This window comes from Shewanella sp. 1CM18E, from assembly GCF_023161665.1.
Lineage (GTDB): Bacteria > Pseudomonadota > Gammaproteobacteria > Enterobacterales > Shewanellaceae > Shewanella.
Genome location: NZ_JALNTW010000002.1, coordinates 515542 through 531804 on the forward strand (window position 1 = coordinate 515542; position 16263 = coordinate 531804).

A 16263-nucleotide genomic window follows, 5' to 3' on the forward strand; every position below is an offset into this window, starting at 1 on the left:
ACGTATGCAGGATATTGCCGCTCTTGCAACAAGTTAGTTACCATTGAGTAAACATTGACTAACCATTGCCAACGACTTATCGGCATGATCCACAGCAATAATAATAAGAGGATCTGATATGATAAATGAAAAACCCCATTTAAGTTTCTGGGAAATATGGAATATGTGTTTCGGATTCTTAGGGATCCAATTTGGTTTTGCTCTGCAAAATGCCAATATGAGCCGCATTTTCCAAACGCTTGGGGCCGATATGGATGCAATCCCGATCCTTTGGATTGCCGGCCCAGTAACAGGCTTAATGGTTCAACCTATTGTGGGTTACCTGAGTGATAATACTTGGAATCGCTTTGGCCGCCGTCGTCCCTATTTCCTAGTCGGCGCTATTTTTACCTCTTTATCATTAGTGGTGATGCCACATTCGAGCGTACTTTGGATGGCAGCGGGTATGCTGTGGATCCTTGATGCATCGATTAATATCTCGATGGAGCCGTTTCGGGCCTTTGTGGGCGATAACCTACCGAAAAAACAGCAAGCAAAAGGTTACGCAATGCAAAGCTTCTTTATTGGTATTGGTGCGGTAGTCGCTTCAATGCTGCCTTGGATATTAAGTCAGGTTGGTGTTAGCAATGTAGCCCCTGAAGGTGTTATCCCTGATACGGTTCGATATGCCTTTTATTGTGGCGCCTTAGTGTTATTTATTGCAGTTGGCTGGACTGTTATTCGCAGTAAAGAATATAGCCCAGAGCAACTGCAAGCCTTCACCCCAAAAGATCAACAAAGCACAGCCTCATCAGAAGAAATGTCGCAAACCCAGTGGTTGTCGTCTGCATGGCGCTGGTTGCTCCCTGCTATTGTTGCCAGTGCATTGGTGGCATGGTTTGCCTTAGATAAACAACTTTATATTCTAACTTTTGCGCTCATGGCATTTGGTTTAGCCCAGTACTTAATGGCTTGGCGACGTCGTCAACAGGCTAAGAACTCTGGCTTTGATACCATCATGAATGATCTATTCGCCATGCCAACCATCATGCGCCAGCTAGCATGGGTACAGTTTTTCTCGTGGTTTGCATTATTTGCCATGTGGATTTATACCACCGCAGCGGTCACCTCGCATCACTTTGGTAGCGAAGACCCAAGCTCAAACCTTTATAACGAAGGAGCAAACTGGGTCGGTGTATTATTCGCCGCTTATAACGGTTTTGCCGCCCTAGCCGCGATGATGATCCCTATTATGGTAAAAAACTGGGGCTTAAAGCTCACCCACAGCGTTAACCTGTTATTAGGCGCATTCGGACTTGCTTCATTCTTGTGGTTTAAAGAGCCTAAATTCTTGTTGCTCTCTATGGTAGGTGTTGGGTTTGCTTGGGCTTCAATACTCTCACTGCCATACGCGATGCTAGCGGGTTGCCTACCAATGGCAAAAATGGGCGTCTACATGGGGATTTTTAACTTCTTTATTGTTATTCCACAGTTACTTGCAGCAAGCGTGCTGGGGCTATTACTACGCTATGGTTTTGATAATCAGCCTTTATATTCACTCATAATTGGTGCAGTTGCGTTTGTGATTGCAAGTATTTTGGTGTTTCGCGTGCGCTTAAATCACCAGCCATCTCCACTCACCTCATTAAAGGAGAAAGCGCATGGCTAAGCACAAGTCAGTTACTCATAAAGTCAATTTATTACACTCAGCATTATTAATGGCGAGCATGACTGTAGCCGCTACGCCTAGTGTTGCTGAGATAAGAGCCGACACAGCTCTTGTTGGTACTAATGAACCGTTCGCCAGTAATGCAGTATATTTTGTAGTCACCGACAGATTTGTTGATGGTGACAAAAGTAACAACTACCCGCAAGATTCTGGTTATATGTTGCCAATATCGCTTAAAGGAGAGCAGGCAAATGTGGGCTTTATGGGCGGTGACTTTAAAGGCTTACTTGAGCATGCCGACTATATTCGCGAAATGGGCTTTAATTCGATTTGGATGACCCCTATCGTTGAAAACCCCGCACAAGCTTTCAGTGGCGGTGATGAGATAAAACCTGAAGGCTTTGCAATGGATCGCAATAAGGCTGCTTACCACGGTTATTGGGGGACCAACTTTTATAAGCTAGATAAGCATCTGCCATCAGCAAATCTTGACTATCAAGCGTTGAATAAAGCGTTAGCTGATAAAGGGCTTAGCACCATTTTAGATGTCGTGCTTAACCATGGTTCACCCGCTTATACTATGAGTGCAGAGCAAGCGAAATCGAGTTTCTACGGTAAATTATTTGATAAAGATAATAACTTAGTTGCTGACCATCAAAATCTAGCGCCACAAGCATTAAAAGCTAATGAACCACTACACGCTTGGTTTAACAACAAGCCTGATCTTGCCCAGTTAGCAGACATGGATACCAGTAATCCAGAGGTAATGGATTATTTTGTTGGCGCAAATTTACAGTGGCTGCAACAAGGCGCCAGTGCATTTAGAATCGATACTGTGAAACATGTACCTAAGCAGCATTGGGGCGAGTTTACCCGTAAAATTCGCCAGCAGTATCCGAATTTATTTATGTTTGGTGAAGTTTACTCGTTTGACGCTGATGAGATAGGCCAATATACCCAGTCTGAAAATGGCGGTATGAGCGTACTTGATTTTCCGCTTAAAGCGGCCTTAAACCAAGTGTTTGCTGATGGTGCTGATTACCATACGTTATTGGCTGCTTTGTATTTAAAAGCTGAAAATAATCCTTATCGTAACCCCTATGATCTACTCACCTTTTACGATAACCATGATATGCCACGCATGGCTGCGGATGATAATGGTTTTATCGATGCTCACAATTGGCTATTTACCGCTCGTGGCATTCCAGTGATTTATTATGGCTCTGAGATGGGCTTTGAGCGCGGTAAAGGTGAGCACTTCGGTAATCGTAATTACTATGGTGAACAAGGGGTACAACAAGCACTAACACATCCTATCCGTAATGCGTTAATCCCAATTGCAGCCCTTCGTCAATCACTGCCAAGCTTACAGCGCGGCCTGCAGGTTAATCTTGATTTTACTGAAAACACTGCTGCGTTTTATCGGATACTACAGCAAGAGCAAGGCCTGCAAATCAGCCTTGTGCTACTAAACAAAAGTGATGTGGCGCAAGCGATAAAAGTCGAAGACTTACCCCAAGGAGAGTGGCGTGAACCACTTATCAAGCAACAGAGACTACTCGCAACTGAGCAGGTATTTACCGTTCCTGCCCACGGCGTTCGCGTGCTTGTGCTTGATAATGCAGTGCTAACACAAGATATTAAAACAAAGCTTAGCGGTCTCTATCTGGCGGAGTAATAGCACCGCAGCTATGGCGGATCATGAGTTGAGTGGCAATGCTCTCTGCCTCATGTGGTAGCCCTTGAATCCGACGAATTAAACTGTCGACCAGTACCTCACCCGCCAATTTGGTATTTTGCCTAACGGTCGTCAGCGGCACTGGGGTAAATCGCGCAAAAGGAAGGTCGTCATAGCCAACCAAAGCGATATCTTTACCTGGGATTAACCCATGCTGAGTTAAGGCTTGCATAACACCGATAGCAATTAAATCACTGGCGGCAAAAATAGCGGTAAAGGGTTGGCGCTGATGCTGAAGCAATAAGTTGTTCGCAGCTTCATACCCCTCTTTCTCGGTGGTAATCGCATCATGTTGTAATTTGGGGTTAAGTGATAGCCCCGCTGTTAATAAGGCTTCAGCATGGCCTTGATAACGATCAAAAAACTCAGGGTAATGGTGAGATGCAGTACCAATAAATGCAATTTTCTGATGGCCTAAGCCGATAAGATGTTCAGTGGCTTGGCGTCCACCTTGGCGGTTATCACTACTAACGCATAAAGTGCCTGATGATGCTCCCCAACGAACATATTGAGTACCCTGTTTTTCTAACTGTTTAAGCTTAGGTTGATAATCAACATCATCACCATAGCCAAGCAAGATAACCCCATCAGCTTTATGGTTATCTTCAAAATCAGCATACCAATTATTAGATTGATGCTGAAATGAAACTAATAAATCGTAGCCTTTACCGGTACAAGTTCGAGTAATAGAGCCCAACATTGACAAGAAAAAAGGGTTAATAAGTGAGTCGTCAGATGTTGGGTCTTCAAATAATAGTAGGGCCAACGTGGTGCTCTGTTTCGTACGTAAGCTACTCGCGTGCTTATCGACTTTATAGTTGAACTCACGCGCAATTTTTTGCACTTTTGCAATGGTTTCCGTCTTAACTAACGGGCTATTACGCAGTGCTCTGGAAACCGTTGATTGGGATACGCCTGCAAGGTGGGCGATATCAAAAGAGTTAGCTTTGCTTTTTGTACTCACCATTATATTTCCTATTATGGGTGGGACATTTTTATTATTGGTTTAAGCAATTTTGAGTATATCACCACGGCAAAAAAGGTACAGTCAATCAACAGAGTCGCAACAATTAGAGGACATATTAGATGGAGAATACCGCGCTAATCTTGGTAGCCGATATCGGCGGCACTAATGCCAGATTTGCTTTAGCACAACCTCAGCAGCAAACTTTGACACTGGAATACAACCACACAATACCCAGTGCATCAGCAACGTCTTTAGAGGCATTGATTCAGCAATACCTAGCTTGGTTGCCTAGCGAGATTAAGATTCAAGGGGCGTGTTTAGCGTTAGCGGGACCCGTTATTGAACAAAGCGTTAATCTAACTAATTTAGGCTGGTCTAGTAGTGCTGAAGTATTAGAGCAAGCATTTGATTTTCCGGTTGTATTAATTAATGACTTTGTTGCCTACGCGAATAGTTTACCGGCATTAAATAATGACCAGCTCGTTAGTTTAAAATCAGGCAAAGCAGTGGCTGATGCACCTGTTTTAGTACTTGGTCCTGGCACTGGGTTTGGTATGGCGGTGCTGCAACCTGCAATTAACGGCCATTATCGCCCTTACGCTTCTGAAGGCGGACATATCCGCTTAGCGGCATATACCGAGCTACAACAAGCACTGATCGCTCAAGGTCGATTACAGACGGATCATGTCAGTATTGAGCATTTTTTATGTGGACCAGGTTTAGTTAACCTTTATCAAGCATTGGCAGCACATTTACAACAGACGCCGGAGCTTAATACTGCCGCAGAGATCACTAAAGCGGCACTCGATAATAGTTCTACCCTTGCAAAACAAACGCTGTCTTGTTTTTGCTACTGGCTTGGTCAAGTTGTAGGTGATTTAGTGCTGGCACATGGTGCATTAGGTGGTGTGGTATTAGGTGGCGGTATATTGCCACGCATTGTGCCTTTTATTCAAAAAAGCGAGTTTGTTGTTGGTTTTAGCAATAATTTAGCGATGCATAAATACCTTTCACCAGTACCAATCCAATTAGCCATGAAAAGTGATACAGCATTAATAGGGGCCTTATTATGGTGGTTACAACAGACTAATCACCGCTAAGTTTTCGATGAGTGACGGCTTTGTGGTTAAGGTAAATAATGCCCCTTTGTTATTTACCTTGCCATCCCTGTTACTTTTATTAGAACTTAATCAGATGTACCTGGTTCTGATATAGAGTTATCCACCAAGTATCATTATTACAAATATAAATTTACCGCTTTATTAACGGGGTTTTAAACGCTAAAATTTCAAGCTAATCGCTATAAAAACAGTACTGTTGAATGTTATTAGTATTCAACTCTCTACATATAAAGTGCACGTTCAATAATAAAACAGGCCCGCACCATGAAAAAATTATTTCTACCCGCTTTTATCATCATGCTCAGCGGCTGTGCCGGTGATTACACCTTTAACAGTAACCTCGATAGCGATGCTATCAACGACTACTTTAAAGCGTCTGATGTAACTGTGTATGAAGGTGCAATGCAACCTGTAGGCCCTTTTGAAATCAAAGGTCTAGTTGAAGGTGAAACCTGTCAGGTTTCTGAAAATGATGCTCCGGCATCGATAGCAGAAGCGCGCACGCTTGCTCGCCGCGCCGCCGCTGATAAACAAGCTAATGGCTTAGTCATTAAGAATTGCTTATTGATTGAAGAAGCTAGCCCAAACTGTGTTAGCCGCGCATTATGCGTTGGCCAAGCAATTATCACCACCAACCAACAGTAAATATATTTACTGATTTTAGAAGTAACCTAAATGTCCTTTAATAGCCAAATTCAAGCCGTTGCCTACTGCCGCACTCCTTATAAACAAAAGTTTGGTATTCCCAGACAGCCGGGACTTGTCAGCGCCGCCCGCGGTTTTGTTGAATTAGCGCCACCTTTTAACCAAATTGATGCTGTTAGAGGCTTAGAGCAGTATTCACATTTGTGGTTACTTTTTTGTTTTCACGAGAATCTAGCGGCTGGCTGGAAAACCACTGTACGTCCGCCAAGGCTTGGCGGCAATGAAAAGCTGGGCGTATTTGCTACTCGCTCGACATTCAGACCCAACGGTATTGGCCAGTCAGTGGTAAAACTGCATGCTGTGCAAACAAATAACGGTAAAGTCAGCCTTGAGATCTCAGGCATGGACTTACTCGATGGCACACCAATTATCGATATTAAACCTTATATTCCATTCTCAGACTCAATTGAAAATGCTCAAGGTGGTATTGCTCAAGAAGCACCGGTGTTAGCCAATGTTTACTTTAATGAGCAAGCGCAAATTCAGCTTGCTACTTATCAACAAAACCCCGCGTATCCACGGCTACAAGAATTGATTGAAGGCGTATTAGCCCAAGACCCTCGCCCAGCTTATAAAAAAGCGAAGGCGGACCCTAAGCTATATCAAGTGGCACTGTACGATTTGGATATTCTGTGGATTGTTACCGGTGCAGGTATTGAGGTCATTGAGTTAAGAGCATCAACCATTAGCCAAAAGCTAGCTTCACAGGCCCATGACTAACTATGTCAGACTCAAACGCACCAGCTAATGTGACGTCAAAGCCAGACTACCGTACTCAACATAAAAAACGTTTGTCTTATATGCCTTGGCTGTATTTCTCACTTAAAGATAAGCACCTTGAGTGGGCAAAGCCTTGGCAAGATGAAGTTCAAGCACATTTTTGTGCCGTTGAAACCGTTAGCATTGGCGAGCGTAGTTTTGTTGCCCCAGAAGCTAATTTATTTGCCGAGCCAGGCCGCAACATTAACATTGGTGCCCAGTGCATGATTGCCGCAGACAGTTTTTTACATGGGCCAATCACCTTAGGCGATGAAGTGGCAATTAATCACGGTTGCTCCCTCGATGGTGGTCGCCACGGCATAACCATAGGCAATCAAACACGCATTGCTAATAACGTCACCATTTATGCGTTTAATCATGGCATGGCGCCAGACACACCAATCTACCAGCAAGCCTCAAACTCTAAAGGCGTGGTGATTGGTGAAGATGTATGGATTGGCGCACAAGCCGGTATTGTTGATGGCGTCACTATAGGTAATCATGCCGTTATTGGCATGGGCGCTATTGTGACCAAAGATGTCGCCGATTACGCCATCGTTGCCGGTAACCCAGCTCGTGTGATTGGCGATAGGCGTGATAAAAGCTAATTAAAATCAGCCTTATTTAGCTAACACAAGCGCATAGCACTCCACCAAAGCCAATAAAATCGACTAATTCCCTAAATACCTAGGTGACAGAACCTCTACAAGTGATAAAATAGCGCCCATTCAACTCAAATTTGGACACCGGTAATGCGCGTAAGCAAGTACCTGCTATCAACACAAAAAGAAACTCCTGCCAATGCAGAAGTGATTAGTCACCAGTTAATGTTACGTGCGGGTATGATCCGCCGTAACGCATCAGGCTTATACAGCTGGTTGCCGACAGGTTTACGTGTACTACGTAAAATCGAAGCGATTGTTCGTGAAGAAATGAACAAAGCGGGCTCAGTTGAGATCCTAATGCCTATGGTTCAACCTGCTGATCTTTGGGTTGAAACGGGTCGTTTTGATAAGTTTGGCCCTGAACTCCTTCGTTTCCAAGACCGTCACAACCGTGACTTCGTACTAGGTCCAACTCACGAAGAAGTGATCACTGATATCGTGCGTAAAGAGGTTAACTCATACAAGCAGTTACCACTTAACCTATACCAAATCCAAACCAAATTCCGTGACGAAGTTCGTCCACGTTTTGGTGTAATGCGTTCACGTGAATTCTTGATGAAAGATGCTTACTCTTTCCATATTGATCAAGAAACCATGAACGAAACCTACGAAGCGATGTTCCAAGCTTATTGCAACATCCTAGAGCGTTTAGGTTTAGCATTCCGCCCAGTTATGGCTGATACAGGTTCTATCGGTGGTAGCTTGTCACACGAATTTCACGTGTTAGCAAACAGTGGTGAAGATTTGATCGCTTACTCTACAGAAAGCGATTACGCAGCAAACATTGAAAAATGTGAAGCGCCAATGCCAACTGAAACGCGTCAAGCCGCGACTAGCGAAATGACATTAGTTGACACACCAAACGCTAAAACGATTGCAGAACTTGTTGAGCAACATGGTATTGCGATTGAGAAAACAGTTAAAACACTTATCGTTAAAGGTGCGACTGAAGAAGCGCCATTAGTGGCTATCGTTATTCGTGGTGACCACGAGCTAAACGAAGTTAAAGCTGAAAAACTAGACGCGGTATTAGCACCATTTGAGTTTGCTGATGAAGCAGCTATCCGTGATGCAGTAGGCGCTGGCACTGGCTCTATCGGTCCTGTTGGCCTAAACATGCCTGTATTTGTTGACCACAGCGTTAGCATCATGAGCGACTTTGGCGCTGGTGCAAACGAAGATGGCAAGCACTACTTCGGTATCAACTGGGAGCGCGATCTTCCAGAGGCTGCAGCATTCGATCTACGTAACATCATCGAAGGTGAGCCTAGCCCATGTGGTAAAGGTACCATTGCCCTACTTCGCGGTATCGAAGTCGGTCATATCTTCCAGTTAGGCACTAACTACTCAGAAGCGATGAACGCCAACGTACTTGACCAAAACGGTAAGTCTCAGACTTTACTTATGGGTTGTTACGGTGTTGGTGTTAGCCGTATGGTTGCCGCTGCAATTGAGCAGAACAACGATGACCGCGGTATTATCTGGCCAGAAGCAATTGCACCGTTCACTGTTGGTATTTTGCCAATGAACATGCACAAGTCTCACCGCGTTAAAGATATCGCTGAGCAGCTATACCAAGATCTAAACGATGCAGGTATCGAAGTGATGTTTGATGATCGTAAAGAGCGTCCAGGTGTAATGTTTGCTGATATGGAGCTTATCGGTATCCCACACGTAGTAGTCATTGGCGATCGTAACATCGACAACGGTATGTTCGAATACAAGAACCGTCGTACTGGTGAGAAGCAAGATATTCCACTAGACCAAATCGTTGAGTTCTTAAAAGCGCAACAAGCTTAAGCGAACAGCAAGTTAATTAAAAACGCCGATATTAATATCGGCGTTTTTTTATGGCTAACTGCAACCATTTCCAACCCGCACCAATTTTCACAATAATTTTTATGCTTTTTCTTGAACAAGCCTATAGAGTCACATATGCTGAAATTAACAACAATATTATAAATACGTTTTAGTTTTCAAACGATAAGGAGCGTCGAATTGCAACAGAAAACGGCGTTGGTACTCGGTGGTGGTGGCGCAAGAGCGGCTTATCAAATAGGTGTGCTTAAGGCGATTGTGCAATTTTATCCACGCAACCACGGCATTCCTTTTAAAATTGTCTGCGGCACTTCAGCGGGGGCAATTAACGCCACGTCATTAGCCACTCATGCCTCCTGTTTTCATTTAGGAGTGAGAAAACTCGAATGGGTATGGCGTCATATTCATGCCAAAAAAGTTTACCACGCCTCTATAGGCGGAGTGTTAAAACACTTAAGTAAAATGGGTCTAAAGGGCCTACAAAGTAATGGCGCGTCTAATTCGGCTGGTAGCCTATTTAATAGTGATCCACTGCGTCAGCTACTTAATAACCTAATCAGTTTTGAGCGTATTGACCGTAATATTAATAGCGGTGCATTGGAAGCGGTGAGCTTAGATACCTCGTGCTATAACAATTCGCGCTCAGTCACTTTTTTTCAAGCCGATGCTCATATTGACAACTGGCAACGAGCTAGACGCCATGGCGTGCGCACTAGGCTTAATACCGACCACTTGTTAGCAAGTGCGGCGATCCCATTAGTGTTTCCCTCGGTAAGAGTTAATCAAGAATATTATGGCGATGGCTCTGTGCACCAACTCGCGCCCTTAAGCGGCCCGATTCATCTTGGTGCTGATAAAATTATGGTGATTAACCTTGAGAGCCCACATAAGGTACAAGCCAAAGAATTAGCCCATCATCCCAAAACAGCCACTATTGCCGGCCACTTGCTCGATACCATATTCTCCGATACCTTAAATAGTGATCTTGAGCGGCTGGAGCGGATCAACAATACCCTTGAGCTAATCCCTGAAAACAGTCGTCAAGAGCTAGCCTTAAAACGTATTGAGACCTTAGTGATTAAACCCAGTGAAGATTTAAGTGCTATGGCATCGCGCTACTTTGAAGATATGCCCTTTGCCATCAAAATGATGTTAAGAGCACTAGGGATAAACGAGCACTCAGATTCGAGTATTGTGTCTTATTTATTATTTGAACAAGGATATTGTAGTGCACTAATCGAACTAGGTTATCAAGACGCTATGTGCCAGATTGATGAGATAAAGCACTTTTTCAAAATAGATTAGAGCTGTATTTAAACCTTACAAAACTGACCGCTTATCATGTTAGCTCGTCGCTCTATGCTGCAAAATCACCTTTGCTGCAGTTTGCCCCCAATCTTGATAGATAAGCGGCCCAGGGTGAAACCCATCACTTGCCATTGCGCTGCCATCTAGCTGCTGCCCAAACTCAAGCAAAATACAACGAGGTTCTGTTTTAACATAGCGCTCTAACTGACGGTTAAATTCTTGACTCCGTTTACCTAAAAACCATCGCAGCGGTTGCGGTAAAACAGGAAACAGCCCCATAGGTGGCACGCGAGTTAACACTAGCGTTTTACACTGCGCATCGGTACTCATCAATTCCACCAATGCTTGTTGTTGCTTAAGCCAAGTTTTTGCTGATAGCGGACTCAATACATCGTTAACGCCAAGCGAGACTACCGCAGCATCGAGTCGCAGTGTTGGTTTGGAATCTAACTCTTTTTGCAGCATTGTTAATGCTCTTGCAGTGTTGTAACCCGATTTAGCCCAAAGCTGCCAACTAACTAAATATTGCTTCGCTAAAGCCTCAGCAACTACACCACTGAGCGCTTGTGATTGACTCGCAACGCCCACACCAGCCGCTGCAGAGTCGCCAAAAATAAGCACAGATAATCCCTCACCATTACCTGTTAACCCCACTCTTTCACCAGCAGCTTCGGGTAATCTCGGCGTATTTTTCTTAACTCGCTTTGCTTGTAAAATAAAAAGTGGTGCTAGCAAAATAAGTATCAAATAGTGCATAGAGCTTTCCTGTTGCCTCGATGATTTATCAACCTCTCTAACCTTGTAGAAGAAAGATCTCTGCCTTTTCAATACGCCTTGGTTTACCCAACAAAATTAAAATATCACCGGATTTTATCTGCCAATCTAGCTCAGGGCTTTCGACCTCCGCACCAGCCCGCCTTACGGCCCTAAGCTCCACTCTTAACTTGTCCCAAGGAATATCAGCCAAGGTTTGCCCGACAGCGTTGGCGCCTTTTGGTAAAGCAACCGCGTGTAATAGCTCCAAGGTGAAATCTGTTTCAGCACCAGAGAAAAAACCATGCAGATATTGATAATGATTACGACGCTCTATTTCAAGACGTTTTAAAATTCGTGCTAATGGCACACCGCATTGATACAAGACTTGCGATACCAGCATTAGGCTGCCTTCTAACGTTTCAGGAATAACCTGACTGGCCCCCGCCTCTTCTAGTGCTTCCATACCTGAGTCATCGCGGGTACGCACCAAGATTTTAGCCTCCGGCGCTAATTGACGACATAAAGGCAATACTTCCTCTAATATGCGCTCGCTACTAAATGTAATGACAATCAACTTGGCATCGCGTACTTTGGCTTGCTTTAAGATGCTCCGTTTACATACATCGCCAAAATATACTGGCTCACCAGCAGCTCTAGCTTCTGAGACTCTTGTGGGGTCGAGATCCAGCACCAAATAGGGGATCGCTTCGGTTTTCATAAACCTAGCAATAGTTTGCCCTACTCGGCCGTATCCTAGAATTAATACCAAATCATCGGTCGCATCGACGGTGACATTCAGTGACTCGTTTTTATCGGCTTTAGGTTTAAGGCCTTGCAGCATTCTTGCAATATCAACACTGTGACGTACTAACCAAGGCGCTAACGCCATGGAAAGCACCGCAACCATTACCAGCGTGGTACTGGTTTTATTATCTAGCAATTGATAGTTAACCGCTAAAGCCAACACTACAAAACTAAACTCACCCACTTGAGCAAGGCTCAGCGCCGTTGCCACTGACGAGCGAAATGACTCTTTAGCAACTTTTAGAAGAGAAAAAATAACTAAGGCTTTACCTAGAATGACCGTGATAAGAATTAAGATGATCTGCCACCAGTATTGAGTCACTAACTCAAAATCCAGCAGCATTCCGATAGAGATAAAGAACAGACCCATTAATAGATCGCGAAATGGCCTAATATCGGCCTCAAGTTGACGCCGATACTGACTTTCGCCCAGCAACATACCTGCCATAAAGGCACCGAGTGCCATTGATAAACCTAGCCACTGAGTAATTGCGCCTGTAACTAATGCTACAACTAGCGTGGATAATACAAACAACTCATTAGAGCGAGAGCGCGCAACCTCATCAAATAGTTTTGGCAAGGCCCACTTACCAAATGCCATCAGCGCAATAAAGGCTAATACCCCTTTAAGTAGGGCGTAAACCACATCATTCCAAAGCAACGCTTCACCATCACTGGCAAGCAAAGGTAGCAAGATGAGTAATGGAACAACCGCAATATCTTGAAATAACAGCACACTGACCGATAACTCACCATGACGCCGCCTGAGCCAGCCCTGCTCGTTGAGCAATTTGAGCACAATAGCGGTTGATGATAATGCGATAGCTGAGCCAACAACCACAGACTCGGTCACGGTCAGATTACACAGTAAAGCAATTGCCATACTTAAAACTGTGGTCACCAAGACCTGCGCACTACCTAGGCCAAATACAGTACGGCGCATTGCCCAGAGCCTTGGCAATGAAAACTCTAGACCTAAACTGAACATCAATAGCACGACCCCTAGCTCGGCTACCGACTGCATTTGATGCTGAGTAAACCAATGAAAACCACTAGGGCCGCTAATCACCCCCGTAATTAAGTAAGCTAAAATAGCGGGAAGTCCTGCTCGCCTTAAAATGGCGATAGACACAATGGCAATCACCAACATCAGCAAAATTTGAATCAAAAAGCTGTGTTCCATCGGTATTGTGTCCTCCTTTAATGATCTGCACTCGTCAAAATGCCGACACTTATTTATTCCATTTGGTTAACTAGAGAGTAACCTAATGACAAATAAAGACAAATATTATTACCTAGCATTCCGGCACAATTATTGCTTTATATTTTTACAAGAAAGTTAACGTTCAGTTAAAACAGTACCGCGATATACGGGGAGAACACAACAATGGAATTTGGCTTAGCGACTGAGTCTCGCTCTATCGAATACCGCAGTCCTATGGGGACAGGTATGTCGATGCCGCTTGAGGTTGATCTTGTCGATATTATTCAGCAATTGCATCAGCATCTTGATCCCCGGACAGTATTTGCCTGTTTTGGCAAAATCATGGGGCAACATTTGCCGCTATATGGGATCCGCTTGGAATATAAAGACTTCCAGTTTCATTGGGGCCAGCAGCAAGGTTATGTAATTGAGCAAAACATAACTTTTGCAGAGCGTAAATTTACCATTAACTATATGCTTAAAGCGCCTTTAGTGCCGTCGCAAACCCAAAGATTAGCGCAATTACAATCTTTGGTTTTACAGCCATTAGTCAATGCAGTGCAATATAAAGAGATGTCGCAGCAGGCGATGTACGACTCACTGACAAAACTGGGTAATCGTCACTACTACCGTGAAAGCCTAAGAAAAGAGATTGCACGCGCCCAGCGAAATCAAACCCCATTGAGCCTAATCGCATTAGACTTAGATAACTTTAAACAGCTCAATGATGACTTTGGCCACCAACTTGGTGACAACGCGCTGATAGAATTTGCAGAACTACTCAATAGCACTATCAGGGATACGGATCTGGCATTTCGAATTGGTGGCGATGAATTTACTATTTTACTGCAAGCGGATACCAAGGTTGCTTCAATGCTTTGCCAGCGCATTTTAGATGCATTAGCAAGCCATGACTATCTTGAAAAGTATCAAGTCAGTACGAGTATGGGCATAGCCCTGTGGCAAGTGAACGATACAGAAAAGAGCCTGTATTTACGTGCTGACAACGCACTATACAAGGCAAAAGCAGCCGGCAGACAGTGTTTTCAAATTCAGAGTGTATAGTATTCAATATATGTACTGTTCATTGAATACTCAACTTTGGAACCTTTGTACTAAAACGAAAAGTCGATGCTAAAGACATCTCTAACATCTAAGTTAGATTTAATTTGGACTAAGGTGCTTAGGGACTTAGGGACTTAGGAGCGATAAGTATGTTTAAACTAGCACTGAATAAATAAACCCAAACTAGTTAATAAAAATACGTAAACCATAGTTGGTAGCGATTAAGTCACAGTCTTGCTGTTTATCCATATCGGCAGCTGCACGCTTTGCTAAAAAAGCTTTCTCAACCCAGTATCCAATAGCGGCTACTAGTTTACCGTTATAACACAACAGCGGCACACGTCCTCGCTTCCAAGGCGGAAGCTCAAGTTCTTGCCAGAGCTTTTTAAGTTCACGACCTTTGCTTCTAAAGTGCGGCTGACAACGAGTACTCCCAGGTAATGCGTACACTATGGAGATTGATTCAGACTCAAGCGGTAATCTACAAATTGCAGTACTTTGCCCGCGACTGTTTAATTGTTGCTCTTTTTCCCCTGCACTGTTCAACTCAATTGTTGTTAATTCTAGCCCTTTAAGTGGCACAAGCTGCGCAGATAGATACTCACCTGTTGGTAACAGTAATTTACCGGATGTTAATTCATCGATGCTTACCAGTTCAACTGGGGTAATCTGTTTGGCGTTATGCTCTGCAAGATCTGGCTTAGTAAAATAGCCATTTTGCTTAAACCGGCGAATAACAACATCGGCTAAGCGGATCTCAACCTTAGCGTCATCTTTGGCGTGGAGTAACTGAGCAAGAATTTGCTCCCCTTGCACCTTAGATGGCGGGGCAAAGCCGTGCTCATCCATAAAGCCGCGTAATAATAGCGACTGCCAAGCGCTAGAGTAATTTGCTAAAGCATCAAGCTTTAATACCGATTCGTTAGCTATTTTCTGTTTAACCAATGGCAATTTAGTCGCAATTTCTTCATCAAGCACTGATTGCTGTAAAGCACATAGCTCAGCACTACGACTAGCAGTTGTAGCAATTGCGCTCCAACGCTGCTTAAGCTTAGGTATGATAGCTAAACGTAAAAAATTGCGGTCATACTTATCATCGAAATTACTTTCATCTTCAATATGAACAATATTATGTTTAGCGGCAAAGGCCTCAACTTGTTCTTTGCTTTGCTCAAGTAAGGGTCTAGCAACCCAATAACGCTGCTTAAAACCTTGCACCTTGCCCATAGCGGCAAGCCCTTTGGGCCCTAAACCACGCTTTAGCGCTAGCAGCACCGTCTCTAACTGATCATCTTGATGATGCGCAGTGATCAGCACGTCATTAAAATTAAGCTCTTCAAGCAACGCTTGGTAACGCACGTTTCTTGCTTCAGCTTCAACACTTAATCGCGGCGCTTGGTTAACCTTTACTCGCTTAACCTTGCACTCAATACCGTATTTGGCAGCTTGAGATAAACAATGTTCACTCCAGCTATCTGCATTCGCACTTAAACCATGGTGAACATGCACTAACAAACATTCAATATGGTTGTTAATACGAGCAAATTGCCCTAAGCCATAGGCTAAGACTTCAGAGTCAACTCCGCCGCTGTATGCCAGCACAAGCTTGCGCTTGCTATGGCTTGCAATAGGGCTAGGTTGTGTACTCGGCACAGTTATCTGCGCTAAACAATCTTGAATCAGGGCAACAATATTCATATTAGAA

13 protein-coding genes are annotated in these 16263 nt (G+C 44.0%); 9 read left to right on the forward strand and 4 right to left on the reverse strand.

Annotated features, from left to right (window positions below; genetic code table 11):
- The first annotated feature begins 118 nt into the window (after positions 1 to 118).
- On the forward strand, positions 119 to 1648 hold the full coding sequence (locus tag MSG37_RS05430) for an MFS transporter (protein ID WP_248469555.1): 1530 nt from the start codon (positions 119 to 121) through the stop codon (positions 1646 to 1648).
- On the forward strand, positions 1641 to 3326 hold the full coding sequence (locus MSG37_RS05435) for an alpha-amylase family glycosyl hydrolase (protein WP_248469556.1): 1686 nt from the start codon (positions 1641 to 1643) through the stop codon (positions 3324 to 3326). The genes MSG37_RS05430 and MSG37_RS05435 overlap by 8 nt, the downstream gene beginning before the upstream one ends.
- On the opposite strand, the gene MSG37_RS05440 is transcribed toward MSG37_RS05435, so the two are convergent.
- The gene (locus tag MSG37_RS05440; protein ID WP_248469557.1) at positions 3301 to 4353 is read right to left on the reverse strand and encodes a LacI family DNA-binding transcriptional regulator; all 1053 of its coding nucleotides are present in this window, start codon (positions 4351 to 4353) and stop codon (positions 3301 to 3303) included. The genes MSG37_RS05435 and MSG37_RS05440 overlap by 26 nt on opposite strands.
- 119 nt (positions 4354 to 4472) lie before the next feature.
- On the opposite strand from MSG37_RS05440, the gene glk reads away from it, so the two are divergent.
- The 6 genes from glk to MSG37_RS05470 all read left to right on the forward strand — a co-directional run bounded on the left by glk (position 4473) and on the right by MSG37_RS05470 (position 10726).
- Positions 4473 to 5453: a glucokinase gene (gene glk / locus MSG37_RS05445; RefSeq protein ID WP_248469558.1), complete on the forward strand. Its 981-nt coding sequence runs from the start codon at positions 4473 to 4475 to the stop codon at positions 5451 to 5453.
- 285 nt (positions 5454 to 5738) lie between these two features.
- Positions 5739 to 6119: an Rcs stress response system protein RcsF gene (rcsF, locus tag MSG37_RS05450; protein WP_248469559.1), complete on the forward strand. Its 381-nt coding sequence runs from the start codon at positions 5739 to 5741 to the stop codon at positions 6117 to 6119.
- Between the two features lie 30 nt (positions 6120 to 6149).
- Positions 6150 to 6899, forward strand: coding sequence for a tRNA (N6-threonylcarbamoyladenosine(37)-N6)-methyltransferase TrmO (gene tsaA, locus MSG37_RS05455; protein WP_248469560.1), 750 nt, complete (start codon positions 6150 to 6152; stop codon positions 6897 to 6899).
- 2 nt (positions 6900 to 6901) lie between these two features.
- Positions 6902 to 7546, forward strand: a complete 645-nt coding sequence (locus tag MSG37_RS05460; protein ID WP_248469561.1) for an acyltransferase — start codon at positions 6902 to 6904, stop codon at positions 7544 to 7546.
- Positions 7547 to 7690: 144 nt separating this feature from the next.
- Complete coding sequence (locus MSG37_RS05465) at positions 7691 to 9403, forward strand: proline--tRNA ligase (protein ID WP_248469562.1); 1713 nt, start codon at positions 7691 to 7693, stop codon at positions 9401 to 9403.
- Between the two features lie 198 nt (positions 9404 to 9601).
- Complete coding sequence (locus MSG37_RS05470; protein WP_248469563.1) at positions 9602 to 10726, forward strand: patatin-like phospholipase family protein; 1125 nt, start codon at positions 9602 to 9604, stop codon at positions 10724 to 10726.
- Positions 10727 to 10765: 39 nt separating this feature from the next.
- On the opposite strand, the gene MSG37_RS05475 is transcribed toward MSG37_RS05470, so the two are convergent.
- Together MSG37_RS05475 and MSG37_RS05480 are read right to left on the reverse strand one after the other, a co-directional pair.
- Positions 10766 to 11485 (reverse strand): SGNH/GDSL hydrolase family protein, encoded by a 720-nt coding sequence (locus tag MSG37_RS05475; protein ID WP_248469564.1) that lies wholly within the window; start codon positions 11483 to 11485, stop codon positions 10766 to 10768.
- A 37-nt stretch (positions 11486 to 11522) separates the two neighbouring features.
- A complete protein-coding gene (locus MSG37_RS05480) occupies positions 11523 to 13472 on the reverse strand; it encodes a monovalent cation:proton antiporter family protein (protein WP_248469565.1) in 1950 nt (649 codons plus the stop codon).
- 204 nt (positions 13473 to 13676) lie between these two features.
- Here MSG37_RS05480 and MSG37_RS05485 point away from each other — a divergent pair, with 204 nt between their 5' ends.
- On the forward strand, positions 13677 to 14558 hold the full coding sequence (locus MSG37_RS05485) for a GGDEF domain-containing protein (protein WP_248469566.1): 882 nt from the start codon (positions 13677 to 13679) through the stop codon (positions 14556 to 14558).
- 183 nt (positions 14559 to 14741) lie between these two features.
- Here the strand turns inward: MSG37_RS05485 and tilS are convergent, their stop codons facing one another.
- On the reverse strand, positions 14742 to 16256 hold the full coding sequence (tilS, locus tag MSG37_RS05490; RefSeq protein ID WP_248469567.1) for a tRNA lysidine(34) synthetase TilS: 1515 nt from the start codon (positions 16254 to 16256) through the stop codon (positions 14742 to 14744).
- Positions 16257 to 16263 lie beyond the last annotated feature (7 nt).

Coding starts and splice junctions, on each gene's coding strand:
- glk (WP_248469558.1), top strand. CDS start 4,473: ATGGAGAATACCGCGCTAATCTTGGTAGCCGATATCGGCGGCACTAAT.
- MSG37_RS05435 (WP_248469556.1), top strand. CDS start 1,641: ATGGCTAAGCACAAGTCAGTTACTCATAAAGTCAATTTATTACACTCA.
- MSG37_RS05485 (WP_248469566.1), top strand. CDS start 13,677: ATGGAATTTGGCTTAGCGACTGAGTCTCGCTCTATCGAATACCGCAGT.
- tsaA (WP_248469560.1), top strand. CDS start 6,150: ATGTCCTTTAATAGCCAAATTCAAGCCGTTGCCTACTGCCGCACTCCT.
- MSG37_RS05460 (WP_248469561.1), top strand. CDS start 6,902: ATGTCAGACTCAAACGCACCAGCTAATGTGACGTCAAAGCCAGACTAC.
- MSG37_RS05480 (WP_248469565.1), bottom strand. CDS start 13,472: ATGGAACACAGCTTTTTGATTCAAATTTTGCTGATGTTGGTGATTGCC.
- MSG37_RS05465 (WP_248469562.1), top strand. CDS start 7,691: ATGCGCGTAAGCAAGTACCTGCTATCAACACAAAAAGAAACTCCTGCC.
- rcsF (WP_248469559.1), top strand. CDS start 5,739: ATGAAAAAATTATTTCTACCCGCTTTTATCATCATGCTCAGCGGCTGT.
- tilS (WP_248469567.1), bottom strand. CDS start 16,256: ATGAATATTGTTGCCCTGATTCAAGATTGTTTAGCGCAGATAACTGTG.
- MSG37_RS05440 (WP_248469557.1), bottom strand. CDS start 4,353: ATGGTGAGTACAAAAAGCAAAGCTAACTCTTTTGATATCGCCCACCTT.
- MSG37_RS05475 (WP_248469564.1), bottom strand. CDS start 11,485: ATGCACTATTTGATACTTATTTTGCTAGCACCACTTTTTATTTTACAA.
- MSG37_RS05430 (WP_248469555.1), top strand. CDS start 119: ATGATAAATGAAAAACCCCATTTAAGTTTCTGGGAAATATGGAATATG.